The 21,458-nt window shown below is 45.7% G+C and carries 26 protein-coding genes; 12 read left to right on the top strand and 14 right to left on the bottom strand.

All coding sequences use genetic code 11. The annotated features are described in order from the left end of the window. Positions 1 to 12: 12 nt before the first annotated feature. The 5 genes from ACYVGR_RS07115 to ACYVGR_RS07095 form a co-directional block, all read right to left on the bottom strand. Positions 13 to 1,065, bottom strand: coding sequence for a DUF4249 domain-containing protein (locus ACYVGR_RS07115; RefSeq protein ID WP_460954981.1), 1,053 nt, complete (start codon positions 1,063 to 1,065; stop codon positions 13 to 15). Beyond that, a complete protein-coding gene (locus ACYVGR_RS07110; protein WP_460954979.1) occupies positions 1,065 to 3,470 on the bottom strand; it encodes a TonB-dependent receptor in 2,406 nt (801 codons plus the stop codon). Before ACYVGR_RS07110 ends, ACYVGR_RS07115 begins: the two co-directional genes overlap by 1 nt. A gap of 214 nt (positions 3,471 to 3,684) precedes the next feature. Next, entirely contained in the window at positions 3,685 to 4,386 is a 702-nt protein-coding gene (locus ACYVGR_RS07105; RefSeq protein WP_460954977.1) for an RloB family protein, read from the bottom strand. Further along, positions 4,386 to 5,618: an AAA family ATPase gene (locus ACYVGR_RS07100; protein ID WP_460954975.1), complete on the bottom strand. Its 1,233-nt coding sequence runs from the start codon at positions 5,616 to 5,618 to the stop codon at positions 4,386 to 4,388. The genes ACYVGR_RS07105 and ACYVGR_RS07100 overlap by 1 nt, the downstream gene beginning before the upstream one ends. A 110-nt stretch (positions 5,619 to 5,728) precedes the next feature. Further along, positions 5,729 to 7,432 carry a helix-hairpin-helix domain-containing protein gene (locus ACYVGR_RS07095; protein WP_460954973.1) on the bottom strand — a complete coding sequence of 568 codons (1,704 nt, stop codon included), beginning with the start codon at positions 7,430 to 7,432 and terminating at the stop codon, positions 5,729 to 5,731. Between the two features lie 133 nt (positions 7,433 to 7,565). Here ACYVGR_RS07095 and ACYVGR_RS07090 point away from each other — a divergent pair, with 133 nt between their 5' ends. Next, positions 7,566 to 7,871, top strand: a complete 306-nt coding sequence (locus ACYVGR_RS07090; RefSeq protein ID WP_460954971.1) for a 2TM domain-containing protein — start codon at positions 7,566 to 7,568, stop codon at positions 7,869 to 7,871. Positions 7,872 to 7,879: 8 nt separating this feature from the next. Further along, positions 7,880 to 9,076 carry an FAD-dependent oxidoreductase gene (locus tag ACYVGR_RS07085; protein WP_460954969.1) on the top strand — a complete coding sequence of 399 codons (1,197 nt, stop codon included), beginning with the start codon at positions 7,880 to 7,882 and terminating at the stop codon, positions 9,074 to 9,076. 50 nt (positions 9,077 to 9,126) lie between these two features. On the opposite strand, the gene ACYVGR_RS07080 is transcribed toward ACYVGR_RS07085, so the two are convergent. From ACYVGR_RS07080 to ACYVGR_RS07065, 4 genes are all read right to left on the bottom strand, one after another. Beyond that, complete coding sequence (locus tag ACYVGR_RS07080) at positions 9,127 to 9,693, bottom strand: pentapeptide repeat-containing protein (protein ID WP_460954967.1); 567 nt, start codon at positions 9,691 to 9,693, stop codon at positions 9,127 to 9,129. A gap of 59 nt (positions 9,694 to 9,752) precedes the next feature. Beyond that, entirely contained in the window at positions 9,753 to 10,547 is a 795-nt protein-coding gene (locus ACYVGR_RS07075) for a thymidylate synthase (RefSeq protein ID WP_460954965.1), read from the bottom strand. A gap of 111 nt (positions 10,548 to 10,658) precedes the next feature. Next, positions 10,659 to 10,814, bottom strand: coding sequence for a hypothetical protein (locus tag ACYVGR_RS07070; protein WP_182463527.1), 156 nt, complete (start codon positions 10,812 to 10,814; stop codon positions 10,659 to 10,661). Between the two features lie 163 nt (positions 10,815 to 10,977). Next, positions 10,978 to 11,439 carry an OsmC family protein gene (locus ACYVGR_RS07065; RefSeq protein WP_460954963.1) on the bottom strand — a complete coding sequence of 154 codons (462 nt, stop codon included), beginning with the start codon at positions 11,437 to 11,439 and terminating at the stop codon, positions 10,978 to 10,980. Between the two features lie 61 nt (positions 11,440 to 11,500). Here ACYVGR_RS07065 and ACYVGR_RS07060 point away from each other — a divergent pair, with 61 nt between their 5' ends. Then, on the top strand, positions 11,501 to 11,854 hold the full coding sequence (locus ACYVGR_RS07060; protein WP_460954961.1) for a hypothetical protein: 354 nt from the start codon (positions 11,501 to 11,503) through the stop codon (positions 11,852 to 11,854). A gap of 108 nt (positions 11,855 to 11,962) precedes the next feature. Here ACYVGR_RS07060 and ACYVGR_RS07055 read toward each other — a convergent pair whose 3' ends face one another. Continuing rightward, positions 11,963 to 13,003 (bottom strand): nucleoside hydrolase, encoded by a 1,041-nt coding sequence (locus tag ACYVGR_RS07055; RefSeq protein ID WP_460954959.1) that lies wholly within the window; start codon positions 13,001 to 13,003, stop codon positions 11,963 to 11,965. A gap of 140 nt (positions 13,004 to 13,143) precedes the next feature. After that, positions 13,144 to 14,730, bottom strand: coding sequence for a DUF1593 domain-containing protein (locus ACYVGR_RS07050; protein WP_460954957.1), 1,587 nt, complete (start codon positions 14,728 to 14,730; stop codon positions 13,144 to 13,146). Positions 14,731 to 15,091: 361 nt separating this feature from the next. Between ACYVGR_RS07050 and ACYVGR_RS07045 the strand changes: the two genes are divergently transcribed. The 3 genes from ACYVGR_RS07045 to ACYVGR_RS07035 all read left to right on the top strand — a co-directional run bounded on the left by ACYVGR_RS07045 (position 15,092) and on the right by ACYVGR_RS07035 (position 16,264). Continuing rightward, entirely contained in the window at positions 15,092 to 15,313 is a 222-nt protein-coding gene (locus tag ACYVGR_RS07045) for a hypothetical protein (protein ID WP_460954955.1), read from the top strand. Beyond that, complete coding sequence (locus tag ACYVGR_RS07040; RefSeq protein ID WP_460956074.1) at positions 15,304 to 15,357, top strand: hypothetical protein; 54 nt, start codon at positions 15,304 to 15,306, stop codon at positions 15,355 to 15,357. The genes ACYVGR_RS07045 and ACYVGR_RS07040 overlap by 10 nt, the downstream gene beginning before the upstream one ends. A gap of 115 nt (positions 15,358 to 15,472) precedes the next feature. After that, positions 15,473 to 16,264 carry a hypothetical protein gene (locus tag ACYVGR_RS07035; RefSeq protein ID WP_460954953.1) on the top strand — a complete coding sequence of 264 codons (792 nt, stop codon included), beginning with the start codon at positions 15,473 to 15,475 and terminating at the stop codon, positions 16,262 to 16,264. Between the two features lie 17 nt (positions 16,265 to 16,281). On the opposite strand, the gene ACYVGR_RS07030 is transcribed toward ACYVGR_RS07035, so the two are convergent. Beyond that, positions 16,282 to 16,728, bottom strand: coding sequence for a putative toxin-antitoxin system toxin component, PIN family (locus tag ACYVGR_RS07030; protein WP_460954951.1), 447 nt, complete (start codon positions 16,726 to 16,728; stop codon positions 16,282 to 16,284). After that, on the bottom strand, positions 16,725 to 16,979 hold the full coding sequence (locus tag ACYVGR_RS07025; protein ID WP_460954949.1) for a hypothetical protein: 255 nt from the start codon (positions 16,977 to 16,979) through the stop codon (positions 16,725 to 16,727). Before ACYVGR_RS07025 ends, ACYVGR_RS07030 begins: the two co-directional genes overlap by 4 nt. Before the next feature lie 185 nt (positions 16,980 to 17,164). On the opposite strand from ACYVGR_RS07025, the gene ACYVGR_RS07020 reads away from it, so the two are divergent. From ACYVGR_RS07020 to ACYVGR_RS07005, 4 genes are read left to right on the top strand one after another with little or no spacing between them, the layout of a single operon-like run. Then, entirely contained in the window at positions 17,165 to 17,488 is a 324-nt protein-coding gene (locus ACYVGR_RS07020; RefSeq protein WP_460954947.1) for an ArsR/SmtB family transcription factor, read from the top strand. Positions 17,489 to 17,494: 6 nt separating this feature from the next. Then, complete coding sequence (locus ACYVGR_RS07015) at positions 17,495 to 17,974, top strand: SRPBCC domain-containing protein (protein WP_460954945.1); 480 nt, start codon at positions 17,495 to 17,497, stop codon at positions 17,972 to 17,974. After that, a complete protein-coding gene (locus ACYVGR_RS07010) occupies positions 17,961 to 18,104 on the top strand; it encodes a hypothetical protein (RefSeq protein ID WP_460954943.1) in 144 nt (47 codons plus the stop codon). The genes ACYVGR_RS07015 and ACYVGR_RS07010 overlap by 14 nt, the downstream gene beginning before the upstream one ends. A 4-nt stretch (positions 18,105 to 18,108) precedes the next feature. Continuing rightward, positions 18,109 to 18,672, top strand: a complete 564-nt coding sequence (locus ACYVGR_RS07005) for a DUF4256 domain-containing protein (RefSeq protein ID WP_460954941.1) — start codon at positions 18,109 to 18,111, stop codon at positions 18,670 to 18,672. A gap of 214 nt (positions 18,673 to 18,886) precedes the next feature. Here ACYVGR_RS07005 and ACYVGR_RS07000 read toward each other — a convergent pair whose 3' ends face one another. After that, positions 18,887 to 19,177, bottom strand: coding sequence for a hypothetical protein (locus ACYVGR_RS07000; protein WP_460954939.1), 291 nt, complete (start codon positions 19,175 to 19,177; stop codon positions 18,887 to 18,889). Positions 19,178 to 19,401: 224 nt separating this feature from the next. On the opposite strand from ACYVGR_RS07000, the gene ACYVGR_RS06995 reads away from it, so the two are divergent. Both ACYVGR_RS06995 and ACYVGR_RS06990 read left to right on the top strand, forming a co-directional pair. Next, entirely contained in the window at positions 19,402 to 20,097 is a 696-nt protein-coding gene (locus tag ACYVGR_RS06995) for a response regulator (RefSeq protein ID WP_460954937.1), read from the top strand. Next, positions 20,094 to 21,455 (top strand): sensor histidine kinase, encoded by a 1,362-nt coding sequence (locus tag ACYVGR_RS06990; RefSeq protein ID WP_460954935.1) that lies wholly within the window; start codon positions 20,094 to 20,096, stop codon positions 21,453 to 21,455. Before ACYVGR_RS06995 ends, ACYVGR_RS06990 begins: the two co-directional genes overlap by 4 nt. The last annotated feature ends 3 nt before the right edge of the window (positions 21,456 to 21,458 follow it).

The raw sequence follows: 21,458 nt of genomic DNA, 5'->3' as shown, positions 1-21,458 counted from the left end.
ACGTAATGAACCCTACCACCAACGCGGCTTTACAGGAGTCCGATACTGGCTATTCTCACAAACAATACAAGCTGATAGCGATGCTATTGTATACACCGGGTTGGTGTATACTGGCCGGCCAATGGCATTGCTCCGGTCTACCAATACATGACTAACCGACTCTCCCACAGCCCCAAAATACCCGTAGGCAGCGGCTCCTGAACCAGAAACCGAATGAATATTTCCCACTATACTTCCTGGCGCTGCATCAAACAAACCGCCCGTATTCGTCACTTGCTGTCTCGCTGCTTTAAAGAACTCATAAATACCCTTACTCAACCGCTGCTGGGTTACTTCGAGATAATATTGTTCGCCGGAAGTATAAGGCACTCGCGTAATAAACTGTCGACTGATTGAATTTCCGTTGATGTTCACATCAGACATAATATTGATGCAGTTGATGTAACAACGGGTAATATCCCAACAGTCGGAGCAACAGGGAATCCCTTCATAATGGTTTGTCACATACACGAGCTTACAAACATTTGTAAACTCGTAATGAGCCCATTCCCAGCGGTAGAAATCGCCGGGCGTTTCGGGGTCTTTACTGTCAATGTAGACATCCCATCCATTGGCCTGTCCATTATCTGATGCTCCCGATTCATACCGATATTCGTAATACAATCGACCAATCGGTGGCGACGCTTTTATCTGTTCTGGCTCTGACTCATATTGTTCACCATTTTGGGTTTTGATCATCAGTTTATAGGTTCTACCCGCCACGCCCTGTATACTCGATGTTCTATAGTTTCCGCCCGGCGATTGTTCTATTAGTGTCTCCCGGTTACCCAAGTCATCAGAGATCGTAACAACGGCCCCTGTTTCGAGCAGGTTTAAGCTCTTATATGAGTAGTTGGCGGTGCGAGTTAATTTCACAAAATAGGGACCCGGTTGATCGGTAATCAATCCTTCAACAACCAAAGCGGGCAGTATACTAATACTGTCTGGCTGATACTCGGTCACACACGAAATAACCAGTACCAAAACCAGCAAGAAGGGTGCGTATAAGTAGCCGCGCGACCACATCAGAATTTAAAATTATAGGTCAGCGATGGAAAAGCTGTTCCGAAAATTGATAGCTTATACGCATCGGTAGCAGAGGCAGGACTCAGTTTATAGAAGATAGAATACGCGTTTTTGTGAGCGTACACATTGTAAACGGAAAAGACCCAACTGCTCTGGTTTTTCTTTTTCTTGAGCGGGTTTTGCTCAAACGTCATCGAAAAATCGAGCCGGTGATAATCAGGAACGCGCTGCTGATTTCGGTCGACATAAATCGGAACCAGTACCCCAGCTACACGGGCAATAGCGGCTGGCTGCGTGGTTGGACGGCCCGTGCTATAGGTAAAATTGAGCGACATGCTAAACCAGGTCGTTGGCCGATGCGTAGCCAGAACGTTCAGTGTGTGCGGCTTGTCGTAATTCGCCGGATATGGATTTCCATTGTTTACCCGCTCGCTGGTGTAGGGGCTATCCATAGTGAGGAACGTACGGGCAAAGGTGTAGCTCATAAAACCCGTCCAGCGGCCTTTGTTTTTTCGTAGCAGTCCTTCAAATCCGTAAGCTTGCCCCTTTCCCTGTACAATCTGCGTTTCTACGGCCTGAGCTAGTTGCAACTCAGCACCATCGCGATAGTCGATGGCATTTGTCAAGGTTTTATAATATACTTCGCCCGATGCTTCAATGGCATTGTCTGATGTATTTCGGAAATAACCTAACGACCACTGATCGGCAATAACCGGTTTTGTGTACTGATCACTCAAATGCCAGCGAGAAGTCGGCAAAGCGGCCGTCGTATTCGTCACTTGCTGAATATACTGACGCAATCGGCTATAGCCCGCTTTGATAGCTTTTCCCTCACCTACCGACCATCGAATTGCCAGACGAGGCTCCAGCCCGCCCATAGAATGGTAAATTTTACCAGCTCCATACGTTTGAGTCGATGTGACGGTTTCATCCTGACGAGGCCCGTTTTCCTGATACGTTCGTACTGTGGCAGGCCCTCGATTCAATAATGCCGAATAACGCAAACCGGCTACTAAGGCTACGTTTGTATTAATTTTCCACTCGTCCTGAATATAGGCCGCCAGTTCGTAGGCTCGTTCACGGTCAATATCTACTGGTAGTACGTTGGAGTATGGCCCCGGCGTCCGGGTATTGGGCTGGATCAAGTAGTCAATACCGCTAAGGCCCACCTGCCACTGATGCGTCTCGCTGGGTGTAAACGTCAGATCTGATTTAATCTGTTTGTGCCACACGCCTGATTCAAGCTGGAATGCATTCGATGAGTCGGGCGATGATAAATTGGCCCTATATCGACTTAGAATAACTGCCGTGGCCAGATTGACTTGCTTATTCATGAAGTAATTCCAGCGCAATACGGCATTCGACGTTTGATAATTGAACTGGGTCGACGACGCGTTGATCTCCTGCCCTGATAGCGAATCAGACGCCAGTTTGAAAATATCCTTGCTGATATAACCCGTCAGGGTAATCGTGTTTTTCTCATCTGGCTGATACTTAAGTTTCGTCGTCACATCATAGAAATTGGCCTTTGTTCCTCTCAGGTTCGGCGGAGCTATCTTGAACAGAAAATCATTGAACGACGCCCGGCCAGCCGCCAGGAAAGACAGTTTGTTTTTGATCAGTGGGCCTTCAACCGCCAAGCGGCTTGAGATTATGCCAATTCCTCCGTTGATGCCCCATTTCTCCGCATCCGGTTCTTTGATTTTCACATCTAGTACGGATGATGCCCGACCTCCATACGAAGCCGCAACGCCCCCTCGGTTCAGGGTTACGTCGCGCACCACATCGGGATTGAATACCGAGAAAAACCCCATCAAGTGGCTGGAATTGAAAACAGGGGCATCATCGAACAGAATCAAATTCTGATCGGCGCTTCCTCCACGAACATTATAGCCAGGGGCGCCCTCGCCTACCGTTGTTACCCCTGGTAATAACAGAAGGCTGCGCACGATATCTACCTCGCCCATCAACGGCGGGATGCGCCGGATGCTTTTTATGGTTAATTGGGAAACACCGATTTCAATCTTACGCACGTTGCGATCCGGTGCTTCGCTCGTTACGACTACCTCTTCCAGGTCTTTCGAATCATCTTCCATCGTGATTTCGCGGAAGAGCGTCTTTTGCAGCGAAATCGTGTCTTGCTTAGACCTATAGCCTACGTGCGAAAACCGCAGAATGTAATTCCCTGGCGGAAGCTGCACCGTGTAGAACCCATCCTTTGCCGTTACGTAGCCTTTGGATACGTTCAGCACCACGATGTTCACTCCCTGAATAGGCTTACCCGTTTTTACATCCTTGACATAGCCCGTTGCCGAAAACGTAGGACCGCCAGGATTCACTCGTTGCTGGGCAATTGCCCCATTGATCAGACAAAACGACAGTAACAGTAAACGTAAAAAACGCATAGAGCCAGGTTTAGGAAGCGTGGATTAGCCAGCAGGAATATTACTAACGATAGATAGGTTAATCTTATAAAAGGGATAATCTACCCGATTTACCCTATTTATATTGTTATTAACCAATAATTAATATCCCTTAGCTAACCTAACTTATGCTCTCTTACGCACGTTCTCCCGTCGTTGTTGCAGATAGTCGTTCATTTCTATGCTTCTCAAAAATCTACAGTGTATCACTCGTTGGTGGCAACAGTAACTTCTCCATCAACGCGTATACTTTCGTACATGGATTGTGATTAGCATAGTCGGTTCTGCCAGCAAAGGCAGCCTCTAGCTGCTTGGCTCGTATAATAGCCTGTTTCAGATCACCATGCTGTAGAAGCAGTTGGAACATCTCCTCACTATTCTTTTGATAGGCATACGGGCGACCTATTTTCAATGATAGTTGACCCTCTAATTTATCTTTATAGTCAGTACGAGACATTCCATTTTCGTAAAGCTGGAAGTGTAGCAAATACCACAATTCAAATGCTTCATTTGTCCACGCACAGTGTATGCCAACTGCTTGTCCTTTGAAAATTGCACTGTTAAAATTCTGCTCAGGGAAATCATCTCGGTCAAAAACGGCCCAGACTTCATCGAATAGCCTACCTGAGAATTTTTCCAGACGCACCCGCGCTTTTTGAGCGTCGTCAATTACTGTAAGTGTATTGTGACCGGTTCCCTCTACTTCAAGATCAACAGTATCAATTACTCCTGGCGGCAAGTTCTTTTTGAGGCTTTTGAAATAATTGGGTTCAGTTTTAGTGCCTTCGCAGACGATCAGATAATATCGACGCTTAGCTTTTATATCTTGTTTCCGGCGAGTTTCCTGTCGGGCGAACCGCTTTTGAATCTCATTAGGAATCTTTTCTTTTCGAGCCATCAGGATGCTAGTTTCGACAGATCACCAATGAACGGAATAGCTCCATATCGCCCCTGAATGTAATCTTCCTCAAATGAACGGTCTTTACGAACCTTGGTACCGTCTTCTTCCTGATACTCAACTAACGAGTAGAGCGATGTGACGCCATATTGGTCTTTTTCAGTGAAATAAATCTGATCGCGTCTGAATAGCTTGCCTGAGAGAAGATTTGTATCGTGAGTCGCAAAAATTAATTGTGCATTCTTTGGATTTAATTCGGGCTGATTGAATAAGCGGATGATGGCTTGGGTCATTAAGGGGTGTAACTTGGCATCAAGTTCATCTACGACTAAGATACCGCCAGCTTCCAATGTCTCAAAAATTGACCCCGATAAATCGAATAGTTTATTTGTTCCAGACGACTCATTTTTATCTAAATCAAAGGATTCGTAGCCTATTGGCTTTTTCGCTGCATCAAATTTTTGGTGAATGGTTTCAACTTCAAACTTCAAATCCTCTAAACCTAATAAGCTATTCTTAGAAGGTTTTCTATGTATACCGATTTCATCAAATCCAACATCCACTTGCTGAAGAAACAACACTAGATCAGGGAGAGGATTTCTCTCTATATTTTTAACGGTAAGGCCACGAAGCTTTTCATGAGACAATCCAGAAATAGATATAAGCCGGCTAAACCAGTTTAGAATTCTCTTAGATAATTCCCCATTAAATTGGTCGCAAACAGCCAAAAATAAAGCGTTATCGCGAGTCTTTTCTTCTAATCCTCGTCCTTCTTTAAAATCTTTAAAGACCTCAATTAAATCATAACTTTCTCTTATAAACAATGGCTTCTCTTGTTCCTTTCTAGCCATAAATAGCCATTCAGCCCGCACAGCCACCAAATCAGCCTCAAATCCATAACGATATCGGACGTCGTCAAGCCAAAATAACACTTCAAAATAGCTAGGCTTCTCTTCCGTTTCCGTACTAAGTCTAAATGGTTCAACTTCAATCGTATCTCTTGAAGAATGTCTCGAAGATGTTGTCACAATCTCTCGCATAGCCGCCATTGCCTTTAGTACATTTGATTTCCCACTAGCATTAGCTCCATAAATGACCGCACTACGTAGTAATTTGTATCGTCCTGCATTAATCAACTGGTCGCGATGTTCGCTGATCGATGAGGCATCTAACCGTAAAGTCTGTCGGTCTTTGATCGAAAGGAAATTACCAACGCTGAATTCGATAAGCATAAAGAGGTCAAGAAGTATTATAACCCAAAAATGGTTAAAATTTGAGAAATTTTCTCAAATTTTAACCATTTGACATATTCCCATAACAAATCCTCTAAAAGCATTAAGCATTATCGCTTAATCTTCTCCCGTCGCTGTTGCAGATAGTCGTTCATTTCTGTTAGGGTCAGCGCATTAAAGGTCATGGCTTTTGTTAGGCCGCCTTTTCGGCCAACGGCCACGCCGTAGTGCATGTCCAGCAAACCAGCCAGATCGTGGGCGTCGGGATTGATACTGAGCATGACGCCTTGTTGCATGGCATATTCGATCCAGCGCCAGTCGATGTCGAGACGGTACGGGCTGGCGTTAATTTCGATAACGACGTTGTGTTCAGCGCAAGCGTCAATGATGGCTCGGTGATCGATGGGGTAGCCTTCACGTGCCAGTAGCAATCGACCGGTTGGGTGACCCAGGATAGTCGTGTATGGATTTTCAATAGCCTTAAGCAAGCGTGTGGTTGCTTTTTCAAGCGACATCGTTAGCGTTTGATGGACGGAAGCCACGACATAATCAAACGTGGCCAGTGTGGCATCGTCGTAATCTAAGGAACCGTCGCTTAAGATATCTGACTCAATACCTTTAAATATACGGAAGTCATTGCCAAAACCTTTGTTAAGTTCATCAATCTCCAGTTGTTGCTGTTGTACCCGTTCGGCATCAAGGCCACCGGCATAAGAAGCCGTTTTGGAGTGATCGGCAATTCCAAAATAAGTCAAGCCCAACTCGCGACAGTAAGCCGCCATGCCCGCCACCGACTGCTTTCCATCCGACCACGTACTATGGTTATGAAGTGTTCCGCGAAGGTCTTCCCAGGTTACGAGTTCTTCGTTTTGATGGCGATTTGCCCAGCGAAAAGCGAAGTCATCCTCCCGCATTTCAGGAACGATGTAGGGCAAGCCCGCCCGTTCATAAATCGCGGTTTCGGCTGTATCTGTCGTTGTGTAGGCCGCCTGCAAAAGTGATACACCCGTAGGGCCAGCCTGTTTCAAATGAGGTTCGGCAGCGCTATGAATAAACAATTGCTGGTCGATCTGGCTGGCCGGATAAAACAAGATTTCCACCTGTACATCGAATCCATTAAGCTGTCCGCGCCATGCAAACGGCGACGATTCCCGTTCATTTTGAACCAGATTTGGCAAGTTGCTCAGCGTCAGCATGGCCGATATGGGATCGCTGGTTTGCACGAGTAATTGTATCGTATCAACTTCCTGCGCTTTCAACCGAACTTGTCCGCTAATTTCGACACGCTCAAAGTACTTGACGAGTTCGTCCTGTAATAGATTGGCAATCATAGCCGCTTTATCCATCCGAACTTTGCCCTGTTGCTCCTGCAAAAACTCCAGAGCGGCCAGGATTTTCTCCTGCGTGCTAGCCCCAAAGCCTTTTATTTTGGCAATCTGACCGTTCTCTCCTGCTAACTGTAAATCCCGAAGATTATCGATTCCCAGCTCGCGCCATAATGTGCGTACTTTCTTGACACCTAGCCCTTTAATACGAAACATATCCAACACGCCCGACGGTGTTTCAGCCAGCAGTTCATCAAGTTCAGTCAGGCGACCTGTTTCGGCAATCTCCCGGATTTTCTGAGCAATGGATTTACCAACACCCTGCAACTTAACCAGCTCGTCTACAGGTAGGTTAGCCAGATCGGCAGTGGATTTATCCAGGTTAAACGCGGCTGTCTGGAATGTACGAGTCTTAAATTGATCGCGGTCGTGGAGTTCCATTAACCGGGCCGTTAGTTCGAGCAGGTCAACGATTTCGGAATTAGTCATGAGAAAACGGTCATTTACTCCGCAAGTTAGGCAATCGGTCAGATTTTCGGGGGAATCACTACCAACGTGCGTCTACCTTTACTTCGTCAGCACGCTAATTCACTGACAGTCAAACCAACTTAAACTTAAGATTATGGAATCGACGACAACAATGCCTGAGCGCGATAATTACCTCTGGAAAAAAGCCAAAGCCCGTGTCGGCTTTCGGATTCATCTTCGTACGTATCTAATCATCAATGCTGGCCTGTGGCTCATCTGGGCCTTTACCAATTTTGCATTCCGTTCGTCGGGGCACTACGGCTCTATTTTACCCTGGCCTTTCTTCCCCATGATTGGTTGGGGCATTGGCCTAACTTCTCATTATTTGGGCGTCTATCACAGCAATGAACGCTCGATGATTGAGGAAGAATATCAGAAGTTAGTGAACCAGCAACGCTAGGAAAATCGATGGCGATCAACACGAAAAAAGCAATCCTGATTGGGTGTGGAATTGCTGGCCCTATGATGGCGCTGTTTCTCAAACAAATCGGAATTGAAGCCACTATTTATGAAGCCCAAACACAGCATAGAGATGATGCTGGTGCTTTTTTAGGAATTACGCCCAATGGCTTAAACATCCTGAAAGAATTTATTTCGCTTGAATCCATTCTCACCGATTTCACACCGGGGAAAATGACTTTCTTCAATGCCAAGAATAAGAATATTGTGGAAATTGATAATGTAAACCAAAAAGAATTATACGGTGCCGAAACGGTACAACTAAAACGAGGTTTGCTGAATAAAACTATTCGAGAAGTTGCCACGGCCAATGGAATCAATATACAATTAGGCAGGAAACTGATATCAATTCAACAGAATGAAAAATCAGCGACGGCTTTTTTCGAAGATGGAACAAGCGCCACTGCTGATTTTATACTCGGTTGTGATGGTATTCATTCAGCAACTCGAAAATCAATATTCCCGAACGGGCCTAAATTATCGTATACCGGTTTACTCTCGACGGGTGGTTTTACGAAGCTGGCAAATGTGCAGCATTTGTACGGCTCAATTCGAATGACGTTTGGCGAGAAATCTTTTTTCGCCTATGCCGTTTCTAATTTAGGCGATGTCTGGTGGTTCAACAATATTTCGCAGGAAAAGGAACCAGCTAAAAATGAGTTAAGCAAGCTAGAGCTTGATCAACTCAAAAACACCTTGCTGGATCTGCATAAAAACGATCCTGCTCCCATTGCTGACATTATTAAATCGGCTCAGAAAGTAGAAATTTATCCGATTTATGACATTCCGTTTTTAGAAAAATGGCACAAGGGCCGTGTTTGCCTGATTGGCGATTCGGCCCACGCCACAGCACCACATATCGGTCAGGGAGCCTCATTAGCGCTGGAAGACACGATCGTTTTAGCCAAATGCATCCGGGATTTGCCCTCTCTGGAAGAAGCGTTTGTTACATTCCAGACACTACGACAAAGTCGAGTACAGAAGATAGTCAAAGAAGCCCGAAAAGTTGGCGACAATAAAACCGTTCCCAATAAATTCCAGCAATTTTTCCGGGATTTACTCCTACCCTTCTTCGTTAAGATGGAAGCAAAAAAAATGGATTGGGTCTATTCGTACAACGTTGATTGGGAGGAGAGAATTAGTTAAAATTTTTGTCATTCCTCCTAGCGTCGGAATGGCAAAAAAAGCATCAGCCTCTAGCCCTTAATAACCAGATCATATTTGGTTAACAAACCGGGCAAATTTTGCAACGAGAACTTGGCCTTTTTCAACTTATTTTCTTCTGGATTCAGTTCTAAATTATAAGAACTCGAAAAATCGACCTGGGCTAAGTCATTGCCGTCAAATTTGGCAAATTCCAGGTCGCAGCTTTTAAAGATGGTTCCAGTCAGTTCACAACGTATAAAGTGAGCTTCCCGAATGGAGCAGTCGATAAACTTAGCTTTCTTCAGTTTTCGATTCAGGAAAGCCGTATTATCAAGCTGGCATTCCTGAAAGTTAACGTGAAATCCGAAGGCATTGCACTGACCGAAATCGACATAAGCCAACTTGCAATTGAAAAAATTGACGTCGTAGAGCTTTACATTTCCCAATCCAACTCGCGTTAGATTGCATTCCTCGAAACGGCAATTTATAAAGTTTGAATTGGCAAACTCAGTCCGGGACAAATCCAGTTTTTTGAATGTACAGTGTTCAAATTCCTGATTCGTCCATTGCTCGGGCAAGTCCTCAAGTTGAGTAAACACCTGTTTATAATACTCCATTCTTATTTATCAAAACCTGCTCGCAATGAGCTATAAAAGCCTCTCAACTATGAACCATACTAAACCGCAACTGGCGCTTTGATAGCCGGATAAGGATCATAGTTTTCGAGCGTGAAATCTGCATAAGTGAAGTCAAACACCGATTTCACATCCGGATTCAGGCGCATGGTTGGCAAAGGACGTGGTTCGCGGGCGAGTTGTGTTTCGACCTGCTCCAGGTGATTCAGGTACAGGTGCGTATCACCGCCAGTCCAGATAAACTCATGAGCCGTGTAGCCGCACTCCTGCGCAATCATCATGGTGAACAATGCATAACTAGCAATATTGAAAGGCACACCCAGAAATACATCGGCACTGCGCTGGTAAAGCTGGCAGGAAAGCTTGCCGTCGGCCACGTAAAACTGCATCAATAGATGGCAAGGCGGCAACGCCATGTTCGGCACATCGGCGGGGTTCCAGGCAGAAATAATCATCCGGCGCGAATCGGGCGAGTTTTTTAATTGCTTCAACAAGTCCTGCAACTGGTCGATAACACGCCCATCGGGAGCGGCCCAGCTACGCCATTGTTTACCATAAACAGGCCCTAAATCACCATTTTCATCTGCCCATTCATCCCAGATCGATACGCCATTGTCTTTCAGGTATTTGATGTTCGTATCACCTTTTATGAACCACAACAACTCATGGATAATAGACTTTGTATGAACCTTTTTAGTGGTCAATAACGGGAATCCGTCTTGCAGATTGAAGCGCATCTGATAGCCAAAAACGCTGATGGTGCCGGTACCGGTGCGGTCTGTTTTGCGAGTGCCGTTCTGAAGAATATGGCGAAGCAGGTCGTGATATTGTTGCATGAACAAAAATCGGAAGTCGAGCGTCGTCAGGCAAACTTTAGGGAAAATAAATAACCCCGCCTTCTATGAAAAGAGCGGGGATAACAATGGAATTAATTTTCAGTCAGCAACTTATGCTTTGGCTTTTTTCATGCAGCAGGCATGGCTACCTTTTTCGCAGGATGCCGACTTGGCTTTTTTTACTTTCTTCTCTTTACTGACTTCGCCAGCAAATGAAACCGTAGTCAGGGTGGTCAGCAGGGCCAGACCAAGTAAGGCTTTTTTCATGGTAAATGCTGTTGTTAAGGTTCTTAACGCATTAACGCGCTTCGACGGAATTTATGCAAAAACCACGCCATTAAATGGAGCGCCGATAACACTGATCCATCATGATTAAAACTGATATAATCAGCGTAAATCCATTAGATCAGTGTTATCGGCGTTCCATCTCTTAAGCCTCAATTTCAAATGAATACGTTATCTCCGTCGACGGGCGCAATTGTGCCGTTGCCGAACAGTATTTATCCATCGACAGGTCAATTGCCCGTCTTACTTTCTCAGGATCTAACTGGCCTTTTAGCAGGTAGGTAATATGAATTTTCTTGAACGGAGCTGGAATGGCATCTTTTTCGCGTAATCCATCCACTTTCAGACGGAAATCTTCGATTACCTGTTTCTGTTTTTTCAAAATCAGGATAACATCGATGGCGGAACAACCAGCCAGACCCATCAACATCATTTCCATTGGTCGTGCTCCGGCATTATGGCCACCAATATCAGTAGCAGCATCGATGTGTTGCGCTACCCCCGATTTACCTAAAGCTTCAAAATGGAAAGCATCGTCGACGCGGACGAGCTCAACTTGCATAGTAGTGTATTCCTGAATGGTATCAACTGGTTGTGAATCAATCATTGTCTTTTTTGCGTTTATCAGGTAAAGTGTTTATTTTCACCATCTCAAAGTAAATAAAATCATGTCCGAAAAATTCACCGACGACCTCTTCGACCTCAAGAACGACCGGCGGTTAAGCGTGTATCTATACCGGGCTGGCTTTGGAGCCTGGTTGCTCTACATCGTATCGGGTGCGCAGTTTATGCAATCGGTGCGCATCTATCGAACAGATTTCGGGGTGTTCTCGTTCTTTCTGATGGTGATGGGTTTATCAGCGTCCATGATTTACGACTATTATCACCATCCTGCGGAGTTCGCCCAGAAAAAGAAATGGCTGGCGTTCAGCTATTTGATATTAGCGGGATTGATCTATTTCTTTATTCTGCATAACGAGCCGATCACATTCGAGCATCTTTTTGGAAAAGGGCTGTTTTAACTAACTGGATACTGAGTAACTACTATCCGGCTTTCGGTATTGATCAGCGCTTTTGTATCGGAGTTACGGTATTTCCTTTTCCACTATCGTAGTAGCTTGATGAAATCGTTACGGATTCATCAATTCCAGCTTGGCGAAAAAATCAGCGAACATTAGGTTTGTATCCAGTTGGGTATACACCCGAATGGGTCGGCCTGTATGGTTGTGCGCATAGGTTCCGGCCTGATTAATGCGCGGAGCCTGCCGAACGACATATTGGCTCGACGAAGGATCCGGTTCAAACGACGATTGAAGAGCAGTAAGTAACACCAACGGACTATCGCCCAGAATGTAGGTTTCGCCAATATTGATAAACCGTTGAATACGAGCCATCAACGTCTCCAGTGTTCCACTCAGGTAAGCTCCGATCTGGCCGTGTGGCTTCACTTTGGTTAGCAGTTGAGCATATGACAGCAGGCATTGCCGATACACGTTTCGGGGCACCTGCCACAAGCGTAAAGCCGACCGATTGAAGACCACCCGAGCAGCCGCCTGGTCAATGTTCAGGTTATACTCCACTTCCGAATAACCTGGTGGCGGCAGGGCTAAATCGCTGTATTCGGGACCACCAATCCAGATGAGTGTCAGCTTGTTGGCAATTTGAGGGTTAGTCAACGCAGCCGAGGCAATCTCCGTAAGTCCGGCTCCGCAAACCACATACAAAGGTGTTTTTGTGTCGGTACGTAACGCTTCCTGAATGATGAAGTTGACAGCTTCGTTTGTAACGGGTGTACTGTCGTTGATCATCGCAATGTTTGAACCGGCAAAGACGGGAATGCTTTTAGTGACCTTCATCGCTTGCAACACTTCTCGTGCTTTTTTGGCGGCATTGTCGGCCTGTGTTTTCGACGGATCGAAACCATCCTGTGCGTTTAAGTGTGATCCAATAATTGCCCGAATCTCCACCGAAGGCGACATCAGTAAGTGAACCAACTGGAATAATCCATCAGGATCGCCACTGAAATCGTTATCCACGATTACCCGCATACGAGGTTCCACAGCCGCCAACCCTTTCGGTTGCCCTAAGGACACAAACGAGGTAAGCAGGCTGAGTAATAGACTTAGCCCAAAGCTGTACCGACGAATACCCATTATCTCTATTTTTTTCATTGGCCTTTTATTCACCTTTCACTCTTTCAATTCCGCTAATGCCGGTTCGTACTATTCCTTGTTGGGTACGCCGTGGTGCCACTTCAGTTGATTTTCATGTAACTTTAGCTAATTCGTTGATTGTCATAACTGATTAAAAATCAGTTCTCTCTTACCTTAATAATGACCCGTTGATAGTTGGTGAGGGCTGGCGTTCCGTTGTCGGTTGCTTCCAGAATGAGGTGAATCGATTGCCCACCTACGGCCTCTTTAGGAATCAGCACTTCGACTTGTGCCGAAGTTGGGTTTGAGATCGTCACTTTAGGCGTATGGCTACCAATGGGCAACTGCAACCAGTTAATCGAAACCGCATTCCCGTCCGGATCAGAAACAGCTCCAGTGAGTCGTATTTTCTCTCCGGCATTAGCCATTACCGCCAATGGCCCTTCGATTCTTACGACCGGTTCATGGTTGGCATCGGCATATTTAGCGGTTACAGACCACTTAAGGCGAGCCGCAAAATCCCGTTGGGCTGCCGGGAAAAAATTAGGAAAAGCAACGTCATCCCCACTTTTAACAGCCCGATTATTTGTGGTGCTGAGTGCGGTTGCCATAGCATTAGCGCTGGTATCCTGAGGTGTTGCGAACGAAAAACCTACCGATTCCCGGTTGCCGACTCCACGGCCTCCCCAGCCACCATACGAGCCGGATTCATAGGCCCGTAATCCGTTGCCCAGCATATTCATAAAGGTGTGGTCGTCCCCTTCGCCCAGCCAGGAGTTTTTGGGTTGGACAGGCATCCAGACTACATAGCCCATTTTCTTCAACTCTTCATTCGTGTGACCGGCTAGACCAAAATAATCCATGACATCGCCTTTTACCATCTGTTTCCCATCGCCCCAAACCCGGTATAAGGCCCCCATTGGACCACGATCCAGTATATTTTCCTTCATCCAGGCTGGCGTCAAATAAGAAGAATTCTCAGGCTTAGCACCCAATTGCGCTCCGTATCCATAATTTGGCCCTTCCTTAAATTGTCGATACTCCATATCCGGCCAATTCGGCTTGATGTAGCTGGCATAGGTATCATCCTGATCGCCAGAGGGTAACAAGACTACTTTTCGCGACACTTTCTTTTTGATAGTATCCCACTCGGTCGTGTATTCATACTGCTCCTGAATGGCTTTGAGCGCTCGGGCAATTGTGCTCGCTCCGCCCCAGGCGGTAATAAAGAGGGGGCCGGGTTTATCGTCCAGCATCAGCGATTTAATTAGGTCCGAACCCGCCGAATTCTTAGAAATATCTCCGTCGAATTCAATGTTGCCGTAGCGAATTTTTGCCTGAAGCTCAGCTGGCGTCGGATAATTGGCATTATGCACTTTCAGATTCGGGTACACTTTCGCATACGCGCCAACAGCATCGTGAATGAAGTGCTCGTCTTTACCCCAACGCCATGATTCACAGGGGCATAGATTCAGACCGAATCGACTGTACTCTCTTCCGGGAACAGACCACTTTGTGCCCTTTCCATCGCCTTTCCAGTGAAATTGACTACTGGCATAAATGAGTCCTTCAACGTCCAGATCGCTAGTATAGAGCAGAAACCGGATCAGGGAGTTATTGTCGTCCAGTTCTGGGTCGGCGGTAATAACGATGCGTGGCCGCGAGCGTTGCTGCGCCCACGAAAACGGAATTAGCACGAAGTAAATCAGGAAAATTAGGCCACTAAGGGTTCGGGTAGGCTTCATGGTTTACCTGATTTATTGCTTAGCTTTCATGAATTCCTGCTGGGCCAACCAATCGGCAAACCGCTCAATCCAATGATCGATAGGGGTACTGCTTTTTACGCTCATGGTTTAGTCTTTCTAATTCTGGCAGATCGCCTTTTTAGTACTAATTCTAGCTATAATTTAAATTAACCCGAATACTCTCGAATATCTTCTAAATGGCCATTATTCTTGCGTTTATACTGCTCATTCTCTCCATTCACATAAAAAAACCCTTTCGTTCGTCTATCTACTGCTATCGTTTATATCGCCCCGTCTGGCCCAGAAGCAGGCCACTGGTAGCTGGTATCTGGGTGGCTTTGAGATATGATTAGACAATATCATGCAGAATCGACGCACCGAACGAACCACATTCCTGTCTCCTTTCTGGAAATTAGACAGCCACTATAACCTAATCGACTTTCATAAGGATTTCGATCTGGCGCAGGCAGAAGACGTTGAGCTATTTGTGGAAGGAAAGTATGTCGAAGCCGTCAACGTTGACAAAAAAGCAGGCCCCTCCTACTCGATTTTGGACAAGAAACCTTCGGTTTTATCAAGCTGAAAGGGCTTTCGGGCAAAGGTAACATGAACACTTACTACGGCTAACCACCCGAAGAAGCGCGAGGAATGACAAAACTAAGACCTCACGAACAAACACAAATTGTAGAAAATTAAAGAAGCTTCTACCACTTTTGCCGTGCAACAGCCAAACTAAACCTACATGCCTAAACTTCTCAGCCTTTACGGTTTCATTACGCTAGCTATTTTTACGTCTGGCGGGTCTTTCGCTCAGACCAAAACCTTGGCGGCAAAAGAAAATGAACTTGTAGCGCTCTATGCTAAATTGAAGGAAAATCCTGACCAAATCGATAAGAACACCACTAGGTTCGCGAGCGAGTTGGCCAGGGTTCTAAAAGCGAATCCCGCTACGCTGACTTACCCATTCAAAAAACTAACGGATAAGATTTTCTGCTTTACGAAAACCTCCGCTGATGGCAAGTTCAGGGTATATAGCTGGGACACAGAGACGGGCGGCACAATGCATTTTTTCAATCAAATTTACCAATGGAGTGATAACTCAAGGGTGTTCACCAGGGTTCTAAAATACCATGAAGAAGAAGGAGAATCCGGAAACTTCTGTTCAAGAATTTATACAGTAACGGTTAAAAACAAGAACTACTATCTGGCTATTTCAAACGGAATCTATTCAACAAAAGATGCTTCCCAGTCGGTTTCTGTTTTTACGATCGATAACGGAAAACTCAACGATGCAGTTGAGCTATTCAAAACCAAAACAAGTACATTGAACAGAATTGATGTTGAGTTCGATTTTTTCAGTGTCGTTGATCGACCCGAAAGACCTTTGGAATTAATCACGTACGACGATAAACGAAAAATCGTCTACATACCCGTTGTCGATGAGCAGGGGAAGGTGTCGAAACGAAATATTCTGTACCAACTCAAGGGAAGTTATTTTGAGTTTATTGGCATTGAAACTGGCAAGCGGAAGTAGTTTTTAACTAAACATGCTCAATGACCTTTATAGCGCATAGAGTCTAACAACCTGCGAAATTCAATGGGGTTAAGTATTGGAACAGGAGGAAATAAGCCCTGAATTTTTCTAAGCTCAAGAATAAGCTCAAGAATATGCTTATCGGCCGTTACGAGACAGTCAACGTTTGCTCCTATAGCACAGTCAACAAACTTGTTGTCATCGGGATCAATTTCGATTAGCTGATACTTGTAGGTTGGTTCAAAACGTCGCGTATTTTCGGCAATAAGTAGGACCGACGTAACAATTTCAGCCGTTCGTTCAGTATACTTCCAGCAAAGCATCTCCGTGTATTCAGTCAGTATTTCGTTACTGAATACCCAACAAAACTCTTCATTAGCGAAGCTGTTATACAACCAGCGGATTTCACCAAGTTTTGCAATAGAGGATAGCAACACATTGGTATCAATGACCGCCTGAATCATAAATTGCTACGAATCTGTTTCAGATGCTCTGTCCGGTTGTCGAAATGAGCATCTGCCGCTACATCTTTCGCCGTTATTCTTTTTTCCTGCATCACTTTATCCATCTCCACATCTAGTTCAGCATTCAGATGCCGAACTAATGTCCTTTTTAGTGATGACAACTCATCGGCACTCATCGTGCGATGCTGAAAAAGATCCAGCAACACCATTTGTGCTTCATTCAGTTTGGCCGGCTGTTTACTTATTTGCATACTACTCAACAGTTAAGATATCTTACCCAAAAATCCACCATGCTCACAACTTACAAAAAGCTGAAGCAAGTTTCAATCCTATAATATTATTTAAACAGCTAGCAGGTATAAAGTCTCACTAATTACTCAGAAAAATTTGCGTAGCCACATAACTACACTTACATTTGTAGTCAAATAACTACACGATGAATTTACGACGAGACGTTTTCCAGGCCATAGCCGACCCGACCCGGCGCGCTATCCTGCTGCTGGTCGCTTCGCAAGCCATGACGGCGGGTGCTATAGCGGCCAACTTCGACACTGCCCGACCCACTGTTTCCAAGCATTTACACATCCTCACGGAGTGCGAATTATTGAAACAGGAACAGTCTGGTAGAGAGATTTACTATCACATCAATGCGCAGAAAATGAAAGAAGTCGCCGATTTTATTGAACCATTTCGCCAGATGTGGGATGACCGGTTCAACAAGCTGGAAGCCATCATGAAAACTTATCAATCCAACAAATAGAGGCTCATGGAACGTAAAACCAAAGTCCATGCCGAAGATGGGAAGCAGGAATTACTGATAACCCGGGAATTCGATTTGCCGCTGGAATTGCTGTTTAAAGCCTACGTTGAGCCCGATATTGTTGAGCAATGGATGGGAACCAAAGTACTGAAACTCGAAAACAAAAAGCATGGTAGCTGGCAGTTCGAAACCACCGATCCCAGAGGCAATAAGCACGGTTTCAATGGGGTAATCCATGAGTTTGTTCCGAACCAGACCATCATTCGGACGTTCGAGATGGAGAATGCCCCACTTGGTGTCCAGCTTGAGTTTCTGGAGTTTGAAGAACTAACTCCCAATACCAGCAAACTCACCATGCATGTTATCTATAAATCCGTCTCGATCAGAAACCAGGTATTACAACTGCCTTTTGCTCAGGGTATAAATATGGCTCACAATCGACTTCAACACGTAGTAAGCAACTTAACAAATCATGACAAAGCGTGATAAAATCATTTATTGGATTGCTACCCTCTGGCTTTCTCTAGACATGCTGTCGACTGGCGTAGTGCAACTGATGCAAGCAAAAGAAGGGCAGGGTGGCGCCGATATGATTACGCATCACAGTAAACAATAGCAACATGATTAACCAAAAAGAATTATCTCCAGAACAGTGCCAAGACCTTCTCAGCGTATTGAAAATCCGTTTTGAAAAAAACAAGGACCGTCATCAAGGACTTGACTGGACTTCTGTACAGGCAAAGCTGGAAGTAAGCCCTGAAAAATTATGGTCTCTCGACGAGATGGAGGTAACGGGTGGAGAACCCGATGTTGTAGGATACGATGAAACAACGGGCGAATATATTTTTTACGATTGCTCGGCCGAAAGCCCCAAAGGTCGACGAAGCATTTGTTACGACCGGGCCGCCTGGGAATCCCGGAAAGAGAACAAACCCGAAAATACCGTTATGGATATGGCTGCCGAGATGGGAATTGAGGTGCTAACGGAAGAACAATATCGGGAGTTGCAGCAGCTTGGGAAGTTCGATTTAAAAACATCAAGTTGGATCGTAACACCTGCTCCTATCCGAAAACTCGGCGGTGCCCTCTTTTGCGATCGTCGTTACGACACTGTTTTTACCTATCACAACGGCGCCGAATCTTACTATGCCGCTAGGGGATTCCGAGGTTCGCTGAGAGTGTAGCGCTTAAAAAAGTTAGGTTAACCACAGAGGCAGGCCTCTGTGGTTAATACCGAAGTTGTTCAAACTGAATAGTTATTTAAAACTAGTACTCGTCCAATTTAGCTTCTATAGACTCTTTGGATTCTATCGTCTTTGATTATCAGCACAATAGGACCAACCGCGCGGGCGGCCCCGAGAATCCATAGAATCCCCTAGAATCTAGTTTGCCAAAGCACTAGCTTCCTGCAATTGGAGACCCAAAAATACCAACCGCAAGCTCTATCCAGATAAGGGCCAGCGCTACCAGAATAACAGCACAAAGTGCGATTCGGTGCTCCTTTTTAGTCACTGTTCGCAGAACAAACTCACACACTAGTCCCGTCCCGAACAATAGAACCCCAGCAACGATAAAATCGAATAGTGACCAGTTTACTTCGTTTGTGAACTGCATCGCAATAAACGGAATCAGTAGTAACGTGGTGGCTGTTAGCAGAATACCGGTAAGTCTTGTGTTCTGAGTGATCATAGCTAGTCCTGTTTTAAATACAACAGCAAATTTATAAAAGTACTTTGAAAAACAAAGTTAAGGTATAAAAAAATCTTGCACCATCCATGGTAGTCATTAATGTAAGCCCTGAATACTAATTACCTGAAAAATCCTGTTTTATCCGGTTAATCCTGTCAAAAAACAAACTTGTCCTCTACCTTGCGCCTTATTTACCAAGTAAGGTAATAGGGTAAATTCAACGTATGACGACTGGCCAAAACGCGCATTTGCTACTGGTTGAAGATGAACCCAAGGTAGCAACGTTCATAAAAAAAGGGCTTCAAACGCAGGCTTACACGGTAGAGGTGGCCTTAACGGGCGAAGAAGGCAAAAAACTCTTCGATTCAACGGCCTTCGATCTGGTCATTCTGGATGTTAATCTGCCCGATATCAGTGGCCTCGAACTGGCCGAATATATCCGCAGTAAGAAAGCGCAGTTGCCCATACTTATGCTAACGGCGCTGGACACTACGGCCGATAAGCTGCTGGGCTTCGATGCGGGTGCCGATGACTACCTGGCCAAACCATTTGATTTTCTGGAACTACTAGCGCGACTCAAAGCCCTCCTTCGCCGGTCCACTCCAACCGAAGAAGTTGGTCGAATTCTGCGCGTATCTGATCTGGAGCTTGATTTACACGAACGGGTGGCCCGCCGAAGAGGGCAAACGATTGAGCTGACCGCCCGCGAATTTGCACTGCTGGAATACCTGATGCGCAATGCCGGACGAGTGGTGTCGCGGGTAGATATAGCCGAGCAGGTTTGGGATATCGGTTTCGATACGGGCACAAATGTGATTGACGTTTATGTGAGTTATCTGCGTGCCAAAATCGACAAAGATTCGCCCGTTAAACTGATTCACACCCTGATTGGCATGGGGTACGTGCTGAAAGAAAAATGAGCCTCCGCAACCGATTGACTCTTCTGTTCACCGCCATTGTCTCGGTCTTGCTGGCCTTTTTCTGCCTACTACTCTTCCTGGTGGCACGGCAATACGTATCGAATGAATTTCAGACTCGCTTACGGTCCGAAGCGTTAACGGCGGGGCATTTATTAGTGGGTCGGGAGCCGGTTGGCCCTACGTTATTCAAACTGATCGACAAGAATCAACTGACGGTTTTGCCTCAGGAGGAGATCATTATTTACAATCATCAAAATCAATTAATCTACGAAAGCGGCACCGATTACCTGACTGTTACGCCCGGAATACTGAAACGAATTCGGCAAGTACGAACGCTCCACTGGCGAGATAAAGACCGCGATGTGGTGGGCATTTTCTTTACCGAGAATCAAACACCGTCGGTCATTTTTGCCTCGGCTGTCGACATCTTTGGGGGGCGTACCATTAAGAATCTGGCCTATATTCTGGCCATTGGCTGGTTTCTGATGACAGCTCTGATGGTGATCGTCGGACGATTTTATGCTGGCCGTACCCTACAACCTATCTCTCAGATTAACAGACGAATAGACGAAATTACGGCATCAAATTTATCCCTACGCCTACCCGAAGGTGCCAGCGGTGACGAACTCGCTCAACTCGCCCGGCGATTCAACCGGATGCTTACTCGGCTCGAAGAAGCCTTTAGTCTACAACGATCGTTTGTATCGCATGCCTCTCACGAATTACGCACCCCACTAACAGCCATTACGGGCCAACTAGAAGTTTCATTGCTGGCCAATGATGAACCGGATGAACTGCGGGAAACCTTACATTCGGTGTTGGACGACGTGCGAGGTTTAAATCGAATGGTCAATGGATTGCTCGCACTAGCCAAAGCGAACATGGACGAATCATCGGTGCCAATGGGCCTTGTTCAACTGGATGTTCTGCTGGACAAGATTCAACTTGATTTCCAACGACTTCAACCCAACTACACGATTCATATACACTTAATGCCACCGGATGCACCCAACAGCCTCTGGCAAGTGCTTGGCAGTGAGACCCTGCTACAAACCGCTTTTTTTAACCTGATCGATAACGGGGGTAAGTTTTCGCCCGACCATACCGTATCTGTAACCTTATCGACAAAAAATACGTCGATCCAGCTACGCGTTCATAACACTGGCTCAACGATTCCAAGTGATCAGTTAGCCGTCATCTTTGTTCCTTTCCAACGAGGCCGAAATGCCAGTGGGCGACCGGGTTACGGCATCGGACTACCCCTCGCCGAACGAATTATTCAACTACACCAGGGCACTATTCAGGTCGAATCCTCAGTCGATGCAGGGACTACGTTTATAGTCACGCTGCCTCATTAATTT

Source organism: Spirosoma litoris (genome assembly GCF_054776755.1).
This window is presented reverse-complemented; position numbering and strand designations above follow the sequence as displayed.

What these genes read in the sequence shown, in the direction of transcription:
- ACYVGR_RS07085 (WP_460954969.1), top strand. Translation starts at nt 7,880, where the DNA reads ATGGCGATCAACACGAAAAAAGCAATCCTGATTGGGTGTGGAATTGCT.
- ACYVGR_RS07025 (WP_460954949.1), bottom strand. Translation starts at nt 16,979, where the DNA reads ATGCAAATAAGTAAACAGCCGGCCAAACTGAATGAAGCACAAATGGTG.
- ACYVGR_RS07045 (WP_460954955.1), top strand. Translation starts at nt 15,092, where the DNA reads ATGCAGAATCGACGCACCGAACGAACCACATTCCTGTCTCCTTTCTGG.
- ACYVGR_RS07080 (WP_460954967.1), bottom strand. Translation starts at nt 9,693, where the DNA reads ATGGAGTATTATAAACAGGTGTTTACTCAACTTGAGGACTTGCCCGAG.
- ACYVGR_RS07010 (WP_460954943.1), top strand. Translation starts at nt 17,961, where the DNA reads ATGACAAAGCGTGATAAAATCATTTATTGGATTGCTACCCTCTGGCTT.
- ACYVGR_RS07015 (WP_460954945.1), top strand. Translation starts at nt 17,495, where the DNA reads ATGGAACGTAAAACCAAAGTCCATGCCGAAGATGGGAAGCAGGAATTA.
- ACYVGR_RS07050 (WP_460954957.1), bottom strand. Translation starts at nt 14,730, where the DNA reads ATGAAGCCTACCCGAACCCTTAGTGGCCTAATTTTCCTGATTTACTTC.
- ACYVGR_RS07070 (WP_182463527.1), bottom strand. Translation starts at nt 10,814, where the DNA reads ATGAAAAAAGCCTTACTTGGTCTGGCCCTGCTGACCACCCTGACTACG.
- ACYVGR_RS07095 (WP_460954973.1), bottom strand. Translation starts at nt 7,432, where the DNA reads ATGACTAATTCCGAAATCGTTGACCTGCTCGAACTAACGGCCCGGTTA.
- ACYVGR_RS06990 (WP_460954935.1), top strand. Translation starts at nt 20,094, where the DNA reads ATGAGCCTCCGCAACCGATTGACTCTTCTGTTCACCGCCATTGTCTCG.
- ACYVGR_RS07000 (WP_460954939.1), bottom strand. Translation starts at nt 19,177, where the DNA reads ATGATCACTCAGAACACAAGACTTACCGGTATTCTGCTAACAGCCACC.
- ACYVGR_RS06995 (WP_460954937.1), top strand. Translation starts at nt 19,402, where the DNA reads ATGACGACTGGCCAAAACGCGCATTTGCTACTGGTTGAAGATGAACCC.
- ACYVGR_RS07060 (WP_460954961.1), top strand. Translation starts at nt 11,501, where the DNA reads ATGTCCGAAAAATTCACCGACGACCTCTTCGACCTCAAGAACGACCGG.
- ACYVGR_RS07055 (WP_460954959.1), bottom strand. Translation starts at nt 13,003, where the DNA reads ATGAAAAAAATAGAGATAATGGGTATTCGTCGGTACAGCTTTGGGCTA.
- ACYVGR_RS07115 (WP_460954981.1), bottom strand. Translation starts at nt 1,065, where the DNA reads ATGTGGTCGCGCGGCTACTTATACGCACCCTTCTTGCTGGTTTTGGTA.
- ACYVGR_RS07105 (WP_460954977.1), bottom strand. Translation starts at nt 4,386, where the DNA reads ATGGCTCGAAAAGAAAAGATTCCTAATGAGATTCAAAAGCGGTTCGCC.
- ACYVGR_RS07075 (WP_460954965.1), bottom strand. Translation starts at nt 10,547, where the DNA reads ATGCAACAATATCACGACCTGCTTCGCCATATTCTTCAGAACGGCACT.
- ACYVGR_RS07035 (WP_460954953.1), top strand. Translation starts at nt 15,473, where the DNA reads ATGCCTAAACTTCTCAGCCTTTACGGTTTCATTACGCTAGCTATTTTT.
- ACYVGR_RS07005 (WP_460954941.1), top strand. Translation starts at nt 18,109, where the DNA reads ATGATTAACCAAAAAGAATTATCTCCAGAACAGTGCCAAGACCTTCTC.
- ACYVGR_RS07090 (WP_460954971.1), top strand. Translation starts at nt 7,566, where the DNA reads ATGGAATCGACGACAACAATGCCTGAGCGCGATAATTACCTCTGGAAA.
- ACYVGR_RS07110 (WP_460954979.1), bottom strand. Translation starts at nt 3,470, where the DNA reads ATGCGTTTTTTACGTTTACTGTTACTGTCGTTTTGTCTGATCAATGGG.
- ACYVGR_RS07030 (WP_460954951.1), bottom strand. Translation starts at nt 16,728, where the DNA reads ATGATTCAGGCGGTCATTGATACCAATGTGTTGCTATCCTCTATTGCA.
- ACYVGR_RS07100 (WP_460954975.1), bottom strand. Translation starts at nt 5,618, where the DNA reads ATGCTTATCGAATTCAGCGTTGGTAATTTCCTTTCGATCAAAGACCGA.
- ACYVGR_RS07065 (WP_460954963.1), bottom strand. Translation starts at nt 11,439, where the DNA reads ATGATTGATTCACAACCAGTTGATACCATTCAGGAATACACTACTATG.
- ACYVGR_RS07020 (WP_460954947.1), top strand. Translation starts at nt 17,165, where the DNA reads ATGAATTTACGACGAGACGTTTTCCAGGCCATAGCCGACCCGACCCGG.